The sequence below is a fragment of the Nitrosospira sp. Nsp18 genome, from assembly GCF_900103145.1.
In the GTDB taxonomy this organism is placed as follows: domain Bacteria; phylum Pseudomonadota; class Gammaproteobacteria; order Burkholderiales; family Nitrosomonadaceae; genus Nitrosospira.
Genome location: NZ_FMWY01000040.1, coordinates 1 through 15,472, shown reverse-complemented (window position 1 = coordinate 15,472; position 15,472 = coordinate 1). Strand labels below are relative to the sequence as shown.

Below are 15,472 nucleotides of genomic sequence, written 5' to 3'. Positions count from 1 at the left end.
ACCGGGTTTCTCATCTAGAGGAGGAAGCATGAAGTTTAAATGCATCAGGTTGTTGAAAACCGCTTTGTTCGGTCTCGGCATCTTCCTCTTACTGCCGACCATCGGGAGGGCGGAACCGTGGATGGGCGAACTGGCTATCCGGGATGATTTGGTGTGGCGTGAGGCGAGACCTGGAAATTATGGGACGGTCCATTACTTTCTTGATGAGGATCGAAACGAGCAGGTTCCCTTCGATGTGTTGGTTCAAGTTGATGCCGATGGGCACGCGCCATCCGAGCTGCAGGTGGAGGTCTTTACGAACCTGAATCGACGAGACCACGCCAAGGTCTGGGAGAATGTAAATGATGCAGGCCGCCCCAGCAGCTACTATATGACCTATCCGATGACCCATGTCGGCCGCGTGGGCAACAATGAGCTATATAAAACAACACTGGCTGCAACCCGAGCGGGCGCCTACAGGCTGACTGGACGGTTCCGCATTGGTAATGGCCCGTGGCGTTGGCATAACGATTTCAAAACTGATGGTCAAATGCAAAGGGATTGTGCCGTTGTCGTTTCACCGCGAAAAGTGTTGAACCTGACGCTTTACGAGGCCAATCCGTATGTAGTGGAAGCTACGTCGGGCGGGACGGGTCAGCAGCACAGTACGCTCGAAGATTTCACCGATCACGATCGGGATGGTTACGATCCTTTCAATCTTCACTATGTTCGTAACACGCTGGGGTTTAATACACTCTGGCTGATGCCGATATTCCCCAATACAAAAGAACGCCTGGACCCGGACCAGGGGCGACGCGTGGAGAATTACTCCCCAGGCAGTCCATATGCGGCGCGGGATTACTGGTCGGTCAGTGAGCGACTTTCGGAAGGAGGCACCTCTGAGTCTGCTCTGCGTGAGTTTGGGTATCTGGTTGGCAAAGCTGAAGACCTCGATTTGAACGTTTTTATCGACGTTGCACTCAACCATGCGGGACGCGATGTCATCTTTGGGCAAGGAGCAGCCGATCTAGGGCTTGTTTCCCAAAATGAGGCGCGGCAGCCGGTTGCCCGTGCTCGTCCGTCATGGAGTACGAGCAAATCCAACTACCGTTCCCACGCAAGCGATGAAAGGGATATTGCCGAGTACGCACCGGCTGATCGTTTGGGCGAGCACCAATGGTATGACGCTGGGATTGACTGGTACTTTGGCGACTATTCTTCTCTAGGCCCAAAGCCCGGCCAAGGACATGATACGAGCCGTGGCCGTGCTGAGGATGAGCGCGATCTCTTGTATACCGATCTCGATCCGACTGGCGGCCATGATTTCGAGGTTGAGAATATCTGGAACTACTTTGCTTATCTCTTCCCTTACTGGCTCGACAAGACTGATAACAAGCTGGACGGTATCAGGGCCGACTTCGCTCAGGGACTACCTCCGCAGGCCTGGGAGTACATCATTAACAAAACTCGCCAGAAGAAGTGGGATTTCATCTTTCTTGCCGAGGCTCTGGATCCCGATCCCATTCGTTATCGCGTCGCCCGTCACTTTGATCTTTTGACCACTGTCGACCACTGGTTATATAGAAACAGTGCCGTTACGATGAGTCAACTCGTCCGCAGCCTCGAACAGGAAGCAAATATTTATGGATACAACGCGCCGGTTCTTCGCAATGGAACGAGCCATGATGAAGAAGGAAATCCGGATGCATGGCTGATGATGTCACGGTATGCCGTTGCTGCGGCTCTGCCTGGCGCCCCAATGGTTTATATGAGCCAGCCCTTGGGGGTTGGCAATAAGGTGGATTTTCAATATTCATGGCAGAACCTTGCGGACTATTGGAGCCGGAGCAATGCAAAGGTCTTCGAGATGTACCACAGGATTAATACCGTGCGCGACCAGAATGCGGCATTGCGTTCAACCAACCGTTTCTTCCTGACTAAACAGCGGGGAGGCGGATTTAATGAGGCAATATTTTCAGTCGCGAGGTGGCAGGATGATAACGTTCTGCTCGTATTCGTGAATCTGCGAGATCAACAAGTGGGCCCGGAAACCTTTGCGGTTCCCGGTAATGTTCCGCTGGATGCCAACCCTGCAGTGCGTTATCAAGTGCGCAACCTTGTCGCTGATGATCCGGCTGCTGTCTTATGGCCTGAACCACGAACGGCCAATGACATCTTCAGAAGCGGTGTCCATGTACATTTCAGCTCGCCAAATGAAGTCCAATATTTGCGATTGGAGCGTGTGAGGTAGCGCTAGTAGCCTGTCGGACTTGAAGGAAATCGGCTGCAAAAGCGCAAAGCATCTGACCGGTTCATATTCCGCCGCTTTTTCGGTATGAATTTGATGTCCGGTCTTATCATCGGTATTGCCAGGTCTGGGACTGGAACTTCAAAAACACGTCAACCCATTGACTGGCCTGGGGAAAATTAAACGGCAGAACGCCATCCTGGTATACCCCGTCCTCGCCCTTGAAACGCCGAGCGCACGAACCACGACAGTCACAACGCCGCATTGAGCCCCGCTGGGCCGCCATAAAAGCAATAGGGGCACAAACCCTTGCGGTGGCTCTCCAGAAGCCGCAGGGGAAAGGGCAGTCGGTCGGCGGTCTGTTCAGAAAACCGGTAGCCGTTGGGTGCGTTGACCGCGCGGCAGGGCAGGTCGGTGCGGTGCCATTCCGACCACCGCTGCACTCGCACCTCACCGAGGTAGGTCCATGTGTCGGTAGCCTCGTCAACAGTGATCTGCGGGTTTTTCACCTCGGAGCGCCAGCGAACGTACGCACGAGGCGGGAGCGGCCCGCGCATTTGCACATGGAGGGAGGTGGTCCCCAACTCGATCACGTCGGTTATGTTAGGGCCCAGCCGGCGGTACAGCCGCGCGATGATGCCGAACTCGCTCGCGTTGGCGCGCCCGGCTGGCAAAAAGTCGAATCGTAGCCGGCTCGCAGCCGATCCATCCTCGTCGACCAAGAGGACGTCGTTGGTCCTATCCTCGAGTATCCAGCGGATGTGCAGTGCGGGGTCAGCCTCTGATACTCCCGACGGAAGCCGCATCAGGTAGCGCAGGACGTCGCCTGCGTAGTTGCTGGGCACCGCCGTCGGTCCGAGCAGAGCAACCGGGGTGGAGGTCGCCCGAGTGGAGATTCCGAAGTAGGTGCCTGCGGTGGTAATCTCGAACTGTTCGACGCCGATCCGCACGCCCACACCGCCCGGTGGAGGAATCGTCCGCCGAACGCGGGCTGCCGGCGCACCCGGCTTGGCCGCTTTGACCTTTCCACTGAAGTTCTCGGCGGCTGCACTCACCAGATCTTCGATGTAGAGCGTCGCGAACCCGACGGTCAGGACGCCGAGAAACACTTCGAGGACGATTACCCACCACGACCGGTCCACGTCGGTGTGGACACCCTCAAGGTGGAACTCGAGCGCGGGCCAGATGCGGCTGTTCACCCACCTGTTCTTAGGCAGGAAGGTGAAAAACTTGCCGGGTCGGGTGTGGAACATGCTCGGAACAACCAGGAACGAGAAGTTCACGGTGCCGGATGACTTCCTTGCCGCACCGCTCACCTGAAAGTACCCCGCCGCGGACGTTACCGAGAACCGGTCCAGGCTCGCGCCCGCGTTTTCAATGGAGGTGACTATGCGTGTATGCAAGTCGTTGAGCAGGAGCGCCGTAGCGGCCGCGTTGACTACACCAGCGACGTCGTTACTGCGCGCGAAGTCAACTAGTGCGTCCACGTTGCCCACGATCGATTCGCTCTCATTTTCGACATTCAGGCCCAGCAGTAACACACCGTCTCGCACCCGGGCGGCGACCGATGTCGAAAGGCGCGCGAGTGGGCCGAAGAAGCTCGCGTCAATGGCGGGCAACTTGATCAGCCGGAATGCGATGGCGACCCGGATTGCCTGCTGCAACCGGGCCTTGAACTGATCGCCGACTACGTAGGAGACGACATTGGCCGGCGTGCCCTCTGACATGACCGAGGCCGTCCAGCGGCGGACGACGATGTCGTCGGCCGCTGGATCCAGCTGCAAGTTCGACCCGGGTGCAAACACCGGCCTGATGGTCGCCTCTATTTCGCTAGCGATCTGGGCAACGTGCTCCGTACCATCGAGGGTGATACGCAACGGACCCCACGTCGCCAAAGTCAACACAAGCAGATTCGTGGCACCTTCGCATTTGATCTCAGGTTGGCCCAGGAACAGATTGGGGGCGACCTCGGGCGGTCCGCCCGGCAGATTCGCCGCCAGCACCTTAGGGAAGGATCCATTCGCGTATGCCGCCAACAGCGCGACGTTGAGGACATGCTCGCGTACGGTCACCGCGGCGGCAAAGTCGGCATGATCAGACATGGCCATTTCCAGGTAGTTTGGAAGCGGCGCCGGGATTCCTGGTGCACCAGTGAACGTCCGAAAGATACTAGCAACTCGACCAGATCTTCATGGTTCTTATGCGCGTTCATACGAGACGCGACATCCACGACACCGCTAAATTCCAGCGTAATCCGCATAGCGGTAAAAAGCAATAGCTTTCCGACAGATCAGGAAATACCGGAAGAGCTCAGCTCGGTATGTGGTTTTGGGCGCAGGTACACCGTCGGGCTATTGGTCTCAAGGCTGCATTCAAAACAGATGATCAGGGTCGCCCTATCTGAGCAAACCAGCTTTTTTCATCTTTGGGGAATATTTGTTGGATTAATGCCGATTTTGTAAAGGGACCCTCTGCTCAGCTTGAATATTTCGTATTCCATGCTATTCGTTATATGTAACGACCGGTCCGAGGAAGAAGATCATGGCTACCAACGAGAATGAAAGCGCCGCGACGCCGGGCATGGAACGAGCGAGGCCCGGGCCCGGCTATCGCCGCCGCGTAATCGTCAAATTCAAGGATCACGTCCAGCTTCCCCGTCAAGATACCGCACGAATGGTGGAATCGCTCGGTGTCGGCCCGTGGAACGCGGTGGCGGCACAGTTTGAAGGCATCACACTTGAACCTCTCCTGTCGTTTGAATCCGATCAGTTCAACGCGCTGGCGGAACGCGCCAGGGCGTTGAATTCCGCATTTCGGCCGGCCAATCTGGGCGCCTATTTCGCGATCAACCTGCCGCCCGGCATGAATGCCGAAGAACTGGTGAAGCAACTCTCCCAGTGGGAGTCGGTGGCCATGGCTTACGTCGAGCCGCCGCCTGTCGAGCCGCCATTTGTCAACGCTGCGGATGACCCACGCAGCGCTAACCAAGGCTATCTCGACCCCGCGCCCGACGGCATCGATGCGGAGTATGCCTGGAATTTTCCTGGCGGCGATGGCGCTGGACAGGCACTGGTGGATATGGAGTGGGGTTGGACTTTTGATCATGAAGATCTCGCCGCGCACGGTATCACGCTGATCTCGGGCCTGAATCATTCCTATTATTTTCATGGCAGCGGCGTGCTCGGGGAAATCGCTGCGGTAGATAATGCCGTGGGTTGCGTTGGCATCACGCCCGCGCTGGCATCTGTCCGCTGCGTGGGCCAGCATCTGCCGGGAGGCGGTTATAGCACGGCCCAACCAATACTCGACGCGATTGGCGTCATGAGCTTTGGTGACGTGTTGCTGCTTGAAGCACAGACGAATCTGTTTGGTTACAGCCTGGTCCCGGTCGAGATCGACCCAGCCGTTTTCGACGTGATCCTCCTCGCGACATCGCTTGGCATCGCGGTGGTCGAGGCGGCCGGCAATGGCGGCGTCGACCTTGATACAGTGGTGAATCCCGGCGGCCAGCAGATATTCAACCGCGCCAGCCCGGATTTTCTCGATTCAGGCGCCATCATGGTGGGGGCGGCAAGTTCCACCGCGCCGCACGTGCGCCTCGGCTTTTCATGTCATGGCAGCCGTATCGACTGCTATGGATGGGGCGAGAACGTGGACACCCTTTCTTCCGATGCCGCCAATACGGCTACAAACCTCTATACGACCGGCTTCAACGGCACATCCAGTGCTACCCCCATCGTCACGGGCGCAGCGCTCGCGGTGCAGGGTCTGGTGGAAGCGGCTTCAGGCGACCGCCTTGCCCCGTGGCAACTGCGCATGATTCTGTCGGATGCCGCATATGGAACCTTGTCTGCCGATCCGGCTGTAGACCGCATCGGAGTGATGCCCAATCTACGCGCGATCATTGATGGAACAGTACTCAACCTCGCTCCCGACATCTATCTGAGGGATTTCATCGGCGACAACGGCGATCCTCACCTGGGCGCGATCTCGTCCAGTCCGGATATCATTCTGCGGCAGATGGCTGTCGTCGATCCCCAAGCTGCTTTTGGCGCGGGCAGCGGGACCGAGAACGACATGACCCTGGGTTACGAAGCGGAAGCGGGGCAGGATAATTTCGTTTACGTGCGTGTACGCAACCGAGGTGGCTCGGCTGCAACCGATGTGGCGGCTACTGTCTATTGGGCGCCGCCTTCCACGCTTCTCGCGCCCGACCTGTGGACACTGCTGGGATCGACCACCTTGGCAAACGTGCCGACTGGCGACCTGCTGACCGTTTCAAATGGCATTACCTGGCCATCTGCAGACATACCCGCAACGGGGCATTATTGCTTCGTCGGCATTCTAGACGCGCCTCGCGACCCTGGTCCCATACCCGCCGATTTTCTGGATTGGGACAATTTCACCAACTTCATCCGCAACAATAATAACGTGACCTGGCGCAACTTCAACGTGGTCAATAATGTGCCGCCCCCTGGGTCGGAACCAAGGGACTATGTCGCCTTGCCCTTTATCGCGGCAGGCGCGCCGGATAAAGCACGGCGCATGCATCTTGAAATCGTGCCGCGGCTGCCCGCCGGGGCCGAGATCATACTCGAACTATCTCCGGAATTTGCCGAAAGGCTGCGCGTGCGCCCGCATTCCATGCCATTCGCGCTACTTGGCTCAAAAGATCGCCCGCGCGTTGTTCACGTCCCTCTCAACCATTGCAGCCGCCTTAGACTTCCTGAAATTGCCTTCTGCGCAAAGGCGAGAATTCCTCTGCGGCTCTTGGTAAAAATACCGGAAGCAATGCGAAAGCACGAGTTCGAGCTTTTTGCGCAGCAGATTTACGAAGGAGAAGAAGTGGGACGAGTGACTTGGCGGCTGGTACCGCAAAGGCAGCCGCAATAGGACCAACCGGATTGCCGGATGTTCGACCTCCGGTTTAAGGAGGTTGTTCGCCGTGTCCGGGCTATTATGCCTCCGCATTTGACCCATCTCATAGAATTAGTTGGTAGCTTAATTGAATCTTCGGTAGACCAAGAGAGCCGTATTGAAAGGGGGAAATAATCATGCGATTTAGCAGGACTAAAGTCCTTCAACTTCCTCTAATTTACCCTTGATAACATATTTTATCATGGGTAAAATCAGCTCATGCATTCCCTCCTTCCCCAACTGGAAAATCCGGTCACTTCCGACCTGCCAGTTGTAGCCGACCCCTCGATCCTCACCGCCCTGCAATTTCGCCAGCTGGCCGATGTCCCGCCGGCGATCGAGTGGTTCGCCAACATCGACAATCCACAGACGCGGCGCGCTTATGAAAACGACTTGCGCGGCTTCATGCAGTTTGCCGGCATTGCCCGGCCGGAGGATTTCCGGATCGTGACCCGCAGCCACGTGCTGGCCTGGCGCAAGAGTCTGGAAGCGCAGCTGCTCGGCGGCAGCACCATCCGCCGCAAGCTCGCGGCGCTGTCTTCCCTGTTCGAGCACCTGTGCGAGAGCAATGCGGTCACGCACAATCCGGTCAAGGGGGTGAAGCGCCCGGCGGTGGAATCGCAGCAGGGAAAAACGCCGGCGCTGGGCGATGCCCAGGCGCGCGCCTTGTTGTGCGCACCGGATGCTGCCACGCTCAAGGGCAAGCGCGATCGGGCGATTCTCTCCACTCTTCTCTACCATGGCATCCGGCGTGCGGAGCTGGCAAAACTCAAAGTGAAGGACTACAGCCAGACGCGCCGCGGAGTGGCACATCTGCGCGTGCAAGGCAAAGGCGGCAAGATGCGTTTTGTACCCACCCATCCGGGCACGCTCACCTTGATCGAAGAATACCTGGAGGCCGCGGGGCATGGGCAAAACCAGGATGCGCCGCTATTCCGGCCGGTGAAGAATAATGTGCACGGCCACACCCTGACCGCGCTCACGCCGGACTCCATCTATTTCGAGGTGGTGCTGAAGTATCTGAACAAGCTGGGTATATCAGGCGAGAACATGGGGCCGCACGTGATGCGGGCCACGGCGGCGACCAATGCCCTGGATAACGGGGCGGATATCGCCAAGGTGCAGGAATGGCTGGGGCATGCCAATATTGCGACGACTCGCATTTATGACCACCGCAAGACACGGCCGGAGGATAGCCCGACGTTTAAGGTGAGTTATTAAGTTTTTGATATGCTTTTACAATAAAGCAACTGGCAAAACAAATGGCATAGTACCCCGACTCTGGTCAAGCCAGAGGCAAGCCAAGATTAATTGGTATTTAGCTAGAACTAAAATTATCGTTTCACTGCTTATGGCAGCCAGCCCGGTCCATTTCTTGAAACGATAGAAGTATTTTCTTTACACCAGCTGGTATATCGGTAACTTCAAAACGTCGGATAAAATCAGAATGGGCCGGATCATCGTTTTTTATAATCGCCCCCTGGTCATAATAGCAACAACTCACGGGCTCCCTCCTCGGGAACGTTTCAATGACAAACACTGAATCGCCCCTGATGCGGTAGACACCTACTCTATGGATCAGTCATTTGAAGGAGCGGAACTTAGCTACGCTATTTAGGCTTAATTAAAATACATGCAGCATAATTAGCTGCTTGGTCTTCTTTTTTTGAGTGTCTTATTGATTCAATGCAGCCTTTCACAAGGCTCGCAACGACCTCTGACTCTGATTTTGCTGCGGCTATTTTTGCTTCGGCAGCTTTGACTGCGGCCTGCGATTCAGCGTCAGCTTGAGCTTTTTGAGTTTTCAGCTGTTCGATAAGAAGATTACTCTCGAATTCGATTCTCTTATGTTTCTCTTCCTGAAGCCTTATAAGGAAATTGTCATTTAAGTTGCTATTTTGGAGCATCGTCGCACATATATCCCCCAAAGATAATGGCAATTTCTGGCTAGCAAGATTCTTTTGCGCCTGTTCGAGATTCGCCCTCGCCGATTTGAGAGCTTTCTCCTCCGGGGTGGAAGCCTCTCCTCTATTGGAGCTCCTTGCGTTTACTGCTTTCTCAGCTTCAACTACATTATGACGGGCGTCAATGACAGCCTGATTGGCCTCCGCGACAGCCGGGTTAGTTCTGCGCCGGTCTAATGCGACCACGCAAGCATCTATGATGGTTCCCGATGCATCGTCCTCAAGAAAGCTAGTATGAATACGAGCTACCGCATCGGCCGCGATCGCAGAGCGACCTGTAATCTGGCCAAATCCGGCCGATCCAGCTCCTAGCTGCCCTGACTGTGCTGCAGTGGTGGCAGATTGGATTTCAAGTGCCGCCAGATTGGCTACGGCTTCGTTGAGCTTAGCACTGGCATCTGCTACGGCTGTCCGTTTTGTGATCTTGGCTGCATCATCGGTTTCCGGAAGTGCCGACGCATTCTGTAATTTCGTTGATGCACTCTTCACCGCATCTTGTGCGTCTGCTAGTTTCTTCGGATCAATGCCGTTTGAGGAGGCATTACCGCCAAGAGCTGCCAGATTTCTCCCAAACGCCCCAGCTGCAGTCTCGGCAGCCAGCATGCTGGCCATCGTCTTGTCGAATCGTGCGAGCATGAGAGTATAGCTGGTATCACTAATTGCGCCATTCTGATAAGCCTCACAGGCACGATACATTTTATCCCTTAGCAATTGCACCGTCGCCAATCGTTCGCCAAGCTGGGCGATACTGGAAACATAGGAAGAGCCAGTGGATCCCGAACCGCTGGCCTGCTTCATTTCCGATGCCTTCACGTCAACCTTTGCGGCTGCTGTGAAGGCTGCTGATATTGCTTGTGCGACGTCAGGACTTGGTTCAGCACAGATAATACGAGAAGGATGGTTCTTGACCACTGCATCTTCAACTAATCCTACATATTGTCCTTTTTCGTTATATTGAAAGTTGTTGACACCAACTTTTGCCATTGTATTGACAATAATACGTTGCTTGGCATCGGTTATCAGAGAGGGCGGTCCGAAGTCCTTATCGAGGGTTTCCGTGTAATTGATGCGTCTTTCCTGGCGATCCAAATAAGCACATCCTGTTGTCAGAAGCGCAATTGAGCAAATAACTAGATGGATTTTCATTATTTTTATCTTCAAGAATGAGGGCAAACTTTAACATCGCTTAACGAGGAGATAACTTTGCCTATACCTATATAATAAAACTAGAATATTTTCCGATATTGTCAACCAAAGATGCGGCAGATCAGATCGCTTGCCTCTGACTTACCCGGTTGGATGAATGCTAGTTTTTACGCTGCGAGCAGGAGTCCATGCATCGAGTACTAGACTGGTGAATTCGGGTTCATGATCGTCCCCTGATCATCTGTGGCAAGGAGCGATGCTCTGCAAGGGTCCAATACACGTGCCACGCGCCCTCCCGAAATAGAGGTATCGACTCGATGCCGAGGCTTTCCCGGGTACAGCCATCCACCACATTCGGGCAGCGAAGGCGTCTGCCGTTGGCAAGGCCGTCCTGCGCGAAATCCATCGACCAGGCGATTGGGTGTTCAGAAAGTAGCTAGCGCACTCTTTCTGTCAGGTCGATCCGCTCGCGGCTGCGCTTGCGCATAGCTAAACCCGCATGTGGTAGAGCCGATATCCGCATCCGCTTCCTTTAGAAAAGCAATAATCTGTTCTTGGCTGAATCGCTTCTTCATGAGTCCACTCCTTTTTAAGGGTCGAACTCTACTCGTCATGAAGCTAAGGGGAGGAGCAGGTCACTTGCATTCGACTTACCAATATCAAAGTGTCTGTCCGTCGATTTGCTTACCCTAGGGTTTCCATCTATATCTATAAATGAAATATGAGTAAAACTCGCACGGGTTTTACCAAATTTCTCGGATAGATATATCTAAAAAGGCTTTAGAGTTCAAGCCAAAAGCAGCATGGTTAATTCGGTTTAATATGTTTTGGGAGCCAGATCGCTGATGATCTGGACATTAACCCCACATTCTGAACCGCAGGTGCTGAGAAACGGGCTCGATTGGTATTTAACGGTATATTTTTCTAGATGGCCCCAAGGAGAAGGAAAAATCATGTTTTCAATAAAAAAAAGCCTATACACGACGTTTATTAGCTTATTTATTGTATTTCAATCGCCTGCGACGAACGCCGCCCCGCAAGCTGACTGGACTGTTATGGTCTACATGAATGCAAAGAACAATCTTGAGCAGTTTGGTATCAATAATTTCCACCAGATGGCTGCTGTAGGAAGTTCGGATAAAGTTAACGTACTGGTTGAAATGGGACGGCCTAAAAATCACTATTACACTGGCGATGAGAACTGGTCGGGAGTTAAGCGGTTTCGAGTCCTTAAAGGGATGAAGCCTTCGCCCAAATCTGCTTTACAAGATTTGGGGAACGCAGACATGGGATCTTCATCCACGCTTCGTAAGTTTCTGGATTGGTCTGTCGAAGAATATCCAGCCAAGCGCTATCTTCTTATCATTTGGAACCATGGACAAGGTTGGCGCCAGATGTACGTAAAGGATCGGCAACTAAAGAGTAGATTACTCAACAGGGAAGCCACAGTCCAAGATCTGCAAAAATTGGATCAGTTATCCTCCAGTGCTCCTTATGCCGGGATGTACCGGTCGGTTTCGTACGACGAGGATAGTAAAAACACGCTTTATAACAGAGAAATACAGGAAGTCCTTGAGACATTTGCTAAAAATGGTCCTCGCATGGACATCGTCGCTTACGATGCTTGCCTCATGGGAATGTTAGAAACTGCATATTCTCTACGTAATTCTGCGGACATCATGGTTGGCAGCCAAGAGCTCGTGCCGGGTGAAGGCTCACCATATGATAAATGGTTAGATAGACTAATTGCCGCACCCTCAATGGACTCTCGATCATTGGGCAATCTACTTGTTGATGCTTACAAGGAGCGTTACGGCAATACGTATATGACGACATTTTCAGCGCTGGACCTAAGTAAGATCGAACAGGCATCGAAAGATTTGACACAATTTAGTACCGCGCTTCGGGAGCGCCTATCGACAGAAAAATCAACAGTAGCGTTAGTTCGCTCGAAAATCCTGGGTTATGCCGACTGGGAACGTCCTCCGCTGGGATTTTCTATAGATCTCATTTTATTTCTGGATAGCTTTCGAGAAACCACGAAAGATGAGCAGCTGAGGAACTTAGCCAAAACTGCTCGTAATGCCCTACAGGCTTCTGTGATTGACAATTATGCCTCTAGTCGAATCCAAGATCGCTATGGTTCAAACGGAATAGCAATTTACTTTCCCGAGACATTGTCCGAGTTCCATCGGGATCCCAATAGTGGTGGCTATCTTCCGAAGAATTCTCTTCATCCGGTCGAGTTCGTTCAGAAGGAAAAATGGGCTCCGTTCCTGCTCGAATATCTTGGTGTAGATATGAACACGATTCCTAAGAGAACAAAAAATAAATGAAGAGCCAAAAAGGTCTCGGCTCAGTTGTTGTGCGCCGACTTTTATCTATAGTTTGGACAGGTGCGGCATTAATAGGCTTAGTGACGACAAGTCATGCGGTCACCCTACCTTCATGCGAACGACTTCCGACGGGAGCTTACATTGGCGACCAAGCTCTCCTTTGGTCGTCTAATTCAAAAGAGGCCCTTCCAGTCCTTCGAGAAGTAGATGCGGAGTTTCATGGCCCATCCAGGGTTTATATTGTGCTTCGTCAGGAGGCAGCCCCCGGTAAAACACATCTTTTGACTCGTGATGATCAAAAACGAGTAGTCAACATGCAGGTGCTATCAAAGAATAATGGAGAATTCTTACCCATTTGTGAGGTTGAGATAATGTTGCCCCCACCGGGATTAGGTGGTTCCTTGTTCTTGGTAGATACCAAGAACCCTACACAATTATGGCGCGTGAAGGTGACCTATTTAGGTACTGAAGAGGTGAGCGACACTAAGATTGTGCTGAACGCATTTTCGGATCATAAATCGGCACAAGAGCTTAGAACGAATCCAATATGCCGAACCATACCACCAAAATACTTGAAGCCATCTCTGACTTCGGTCCAAACTTCACGAGACGTGATGTTTACATATGACGTCGCACCCCCAACCATTTTTTATGTAAATTCAACTAACGAAATTATTTTAAAGGTTGATAGGGTTTTGGCGGCCAAAACCGCGATACGTGGGCAAGTGCGGATGCTAGTTAAAGTAAATGAATCCGATGCCTCATACGCACCTGCTTGCGAAGTTGATTTTGAGCTGACTCCAAGCACTCAATCTGTTGCGATAGGAGGGTGGGCTGCGGATTCCCGTTTTCTTACTGTTCCCGTTACATGGCGTATAGAACTGATTGCAGCCCCACAGTCAGCAACTGCCAAGCTGCGTCTCTCTACTTTGCGCATCATCAGGAATTTTGGTAACACAGTTACACTACCACCCAACCGTACGTTCATCTCGGCTGCCTCAGAGATGATCTGTCATGACTCAACAAATATAGAGTGGGGTGGCGAAATCGCTCCAACTCCCTTTGCCAATCGCCCCACCCTGGAAACTCTTATTTCAGATCCCGATAAAATGCTCACCCCAGGAGCGCGCTCAACAATACATAAGGCGATTCTACACTCTATGGAACTATGGCGGCGTGTTTGCCGTGACTGTACTGCCTGGAACTTAGTCGCAGCTCGAATTGACGAGGATGTGTATGTCCTCGAACCTATTGCCACCTTCTTAACTGACTACCTTGGGCCAGAGCGATCAAATAGACAAGCAGATGACCCAATGGGTAGGCTGATTTCGCCTAAGCAGTATTACGATGGGCTATCAATCTGGCTTAACGCCCGTTCAAGTGGGAGGGGTGATATGCCTGTTCTAACTTTTCAGAAACTCGTCACGGGATCCCGGGCACTGAATACATTATGTCAAACCTCAGATGTCGACCACTATGAAAAACTAAGGGAACTGAGAGCGGGGCTTTGTGGAATTAAGACAGTAGAATCCGTTTCTTCAAAAATTCTTTTAAAGCTGCTCATTCTCAATGGGCATACTTCTTGTGGTTTCAGTAAAGATATTGTTGCTTGCGAGGCTGATCCAGTACTTATGGAATTAAATGCAGGTGACTATCGATTTATTGATTATTTAAGCGGTGAGATTGTATTTGGACGCGGCGACCGAGAAATTGCCCTCTTGCCCGTCATTATTCATGAGATTGGACACTGGTTAGGCCTACCTCACATCCAAGAACAGGACGCAATTATGTCGGCCTCAGCCGAAGAGGCACGTTGTATTACACATTTTGATGCAACTGCGCTGCTTAAAGCTTTCGAAAATCCTCGTGGACCTGCTCCAAGGCAGCTTGATGCTTTTTTCTACCGATCTGTTTCCAAGAAAGCTTTACCTTCTACAGTGAAAAAGTGACTGAGCAAAGAAGAACAAGAAGCAGCACGGAGCGATGATGCCGTGGTACAAGTTTTGCATAGACTTGAGTATGGTTACACTTTGCAGTTGATAACGTCCTTTATCATTCATGATCTCATTTCAAAAAATGTCATGTCTCAGGTCGAGTTTTTCTTAATTCAACAACCTCGTCCAGAAGCGTGCTCAAATCATCCATTAATGCATCATGGGTTGGCCCATAATCGAGTGTTTTGACATTGTAGGATGAAAGCCAATCCTGTCTGGAGTAACGATCACCATTTTCCTCAAGAATTAGTGCGTAATGGGGTCGTTGGGTAGATGCCGTAATACGCACATCCTCCAATAGTAAAAGAACATCTGGGTCATCTAAGCTGCAGCCAATGAAGATGCAAGTATTGGTAAGTAATAATGCTCGCACCATTGTATAAAACGGAGCATGTGATGCTGCAGCATTGTGATACTCCGATTTCGTGAACACCATTTTCCCTACTTCGTCGATGGTGCCATGAGCTTTAATTATTAGCCTGGTGTCGGAGCGTAATTCGTCACCAAGGGAAGAGCTGTAGTAGGGTAAGACCTTAAATCCCTCCGTCGAAGCGCTAAGGCAAAGCTTTTCATAAATTCTATCGAAATTAGTTGTAATGACAATTCTTGAATCCAGATCAAAAATAATTTGATGCAATGGGCTCGGCTCAAAGGTCGGATCATTAAAGTTATCGGTTAGAAAATTCTGGTAGTCACCTTTATCAGCCTCTTGGCAAATTGCCTGAAGTGCGAGAAAAAGCGCCGTTCTGATATAAGTTTGTGGATTGCAGTTTTAGCAGCGCTATTGTTAACCTGAACCGCCCCGGGTTTTGAGGAGGCTCCAACATCTGAGAGAAATGGTATGGACGCCTCCCACCCGTGAGGAATGGTAGGGAAGGATGGGGCTTT

Annotated in this window: 11 protein-coding genes; 5 read left to right on the top strand and 6 right to left on the bottom strand. The window is 52.3% G+C overall.

Annotation, left to right across the window (positions count from 1 at the left end):
• Positions 1–28 precede the first annotated feature (28 nt).
• Positions 29–2,230: an alpha-amylase family protein gene (locus BLS94_RS13860; protein ID WP_090962330.1), complete on the top strand. Its 2,202-nt coding sequence runs from the start codon at positions 29–31 to the stop codon at positions 2,228–2,230.
• Between the two features lie 106 nt (positions 2,231–2,336).
• Here BLS94_RS13860 and BLS94_RS15370 read toward each other — a convergent pair whose 3' ends face one another.
• Positions 2,337–2,492 carry a DUF2278 family protein gene (locus BLS94_RS15370; RefSeq protein WP_256325448.1) on the bottom strand — a complete coding sequence of 52 codons (156 nt, stop codon included), beginning with the start codon at positions 2,490–2,492 and terminating at the stop codon, positions 2,337–2,339.
• A complete protein-coding gene (locus BLS94_RS13850) occupies positions 2,479–4,329 on the bottom strand; it encodes a hypothetical protein (RefSeq protein ID WP_090962327.1) in 1,851 nt (616 codons plus the stop codon). The genes BLS94_RS15370 and BLS94_RS13850 overlap by 14 nt, the downstream gene beginning before the upstream one ends.
• A gap of 439 nt (positions 4,330–4,768) precedes the next feature.
• Between BLS94_RS13850 and BLS94_RS13845 the strand changes: the two genes are divergently transcribed.
• Positions 4,769–7,120 carry a S8 family peptidase gene (locus BLS94_RS13845; RefSeq protein ID WP_090962325.1) on the top strand — a complete coding sequence of 784 codons (2,352 nt, stop codon included), beginning with the start codon at positions 4,769–4,771 and terminating at the stop codon, positions 7,118–7,120.
• A gap of 243 nt (positions 7,121–7,363) precedes the next feature.
• Entirely contained in the window at positions 7,364–8,365 is a 1,002-nt protein-coding gene (locus BLS94_RS13840; RefSeq protein WP_090962322.1) for a tyrosine-type recombinase/integrase, read from the top strand.
• Between the two features lie 389 nt (positions 8,366–8,754).
• On the opposite strand, the gene BLS94_RS14965 is transcribed toward BLS94_RS13840, so the two are convergent.
• Positions 8,755–10,254, bottom strand: a complete 1,500-nt coding sequence (locus BLS94_RS14965; RefSeq protein ID WP_176767894.1) for a prolipoprotein diacylglyceryl transferase — start codon at positions 10,252–10,254, stop codon at positions 8,755–8,757.
• Between the two features lie 425 nt (positions 10,255–10,679).
• Positions 10,680–10,829, bottom strand: coding sequence for a hypothetical protein (locus BLS94_RS14960; protein ID WP_176767893.1), 150 nt, complete (start codon positions 10,827–10,829; stop codon positions 10,680–10,682).
• Positions 10,830–11,207: 378 nt separating this feature from the next.
• On the opposite strand from BLS94_RS14960, the gene BLS94_RS13830 reads away from it, so the two are divergent.
• Positions 11,208–12,590: a clostripain-related cysteine peptidase gene (locus tag BLS94_RS13830; protein ID WP_176767892.1), complete on the top strand. Its 1,383-nt coding sequence runs from the start codon at positions 11,208–11,210 to the stop codon at positions 12,588–12,590.
• A complete protein-coding gene (locus BLS94_RS13825) occupies positions 12,587–14,539 on the top strand; it encodes a matrixin family metalloprotease (protein WP_090962316.1) in 1,953 nt (650 codons plus the stop codon). Before BLS94_RS13830 ends, BLS94_RS13825 begins: the two co-directional genes overlap by 4 nt.
• Before the next feature lie 130 nt (positions 14,540–14,669).
• On the opposite strand, the gene BLS94_RS13820 is transcribed toward BLS94_RS13825, so the two are convergent.
• Both BLS94_RS13820 and BLS94_RS15125 read right to left on the bottom strand, forming a co-directional pair.
• Positions 14,670–15,221, bottom strand: a complete 552-nt coding sequence (locus tag BLS94_RS13820; protein ID WP_176767891.1) for an SIR2 family NAD-dependent protein deacylase — start codon at positions 15,219–15,221, stop codon at positions 14,670–14,672.
• 38 nt (positions 15,222–15,259) lie between these two features.
• Positions 15,260–15,472, bottom strand: a 213-nt coding sequence (locus BLS94_RS15125; RefSeq protein ID WP_218124827.1) for a hypothetical protein, incomplete at its 5' end; no start/stop codon positions are given.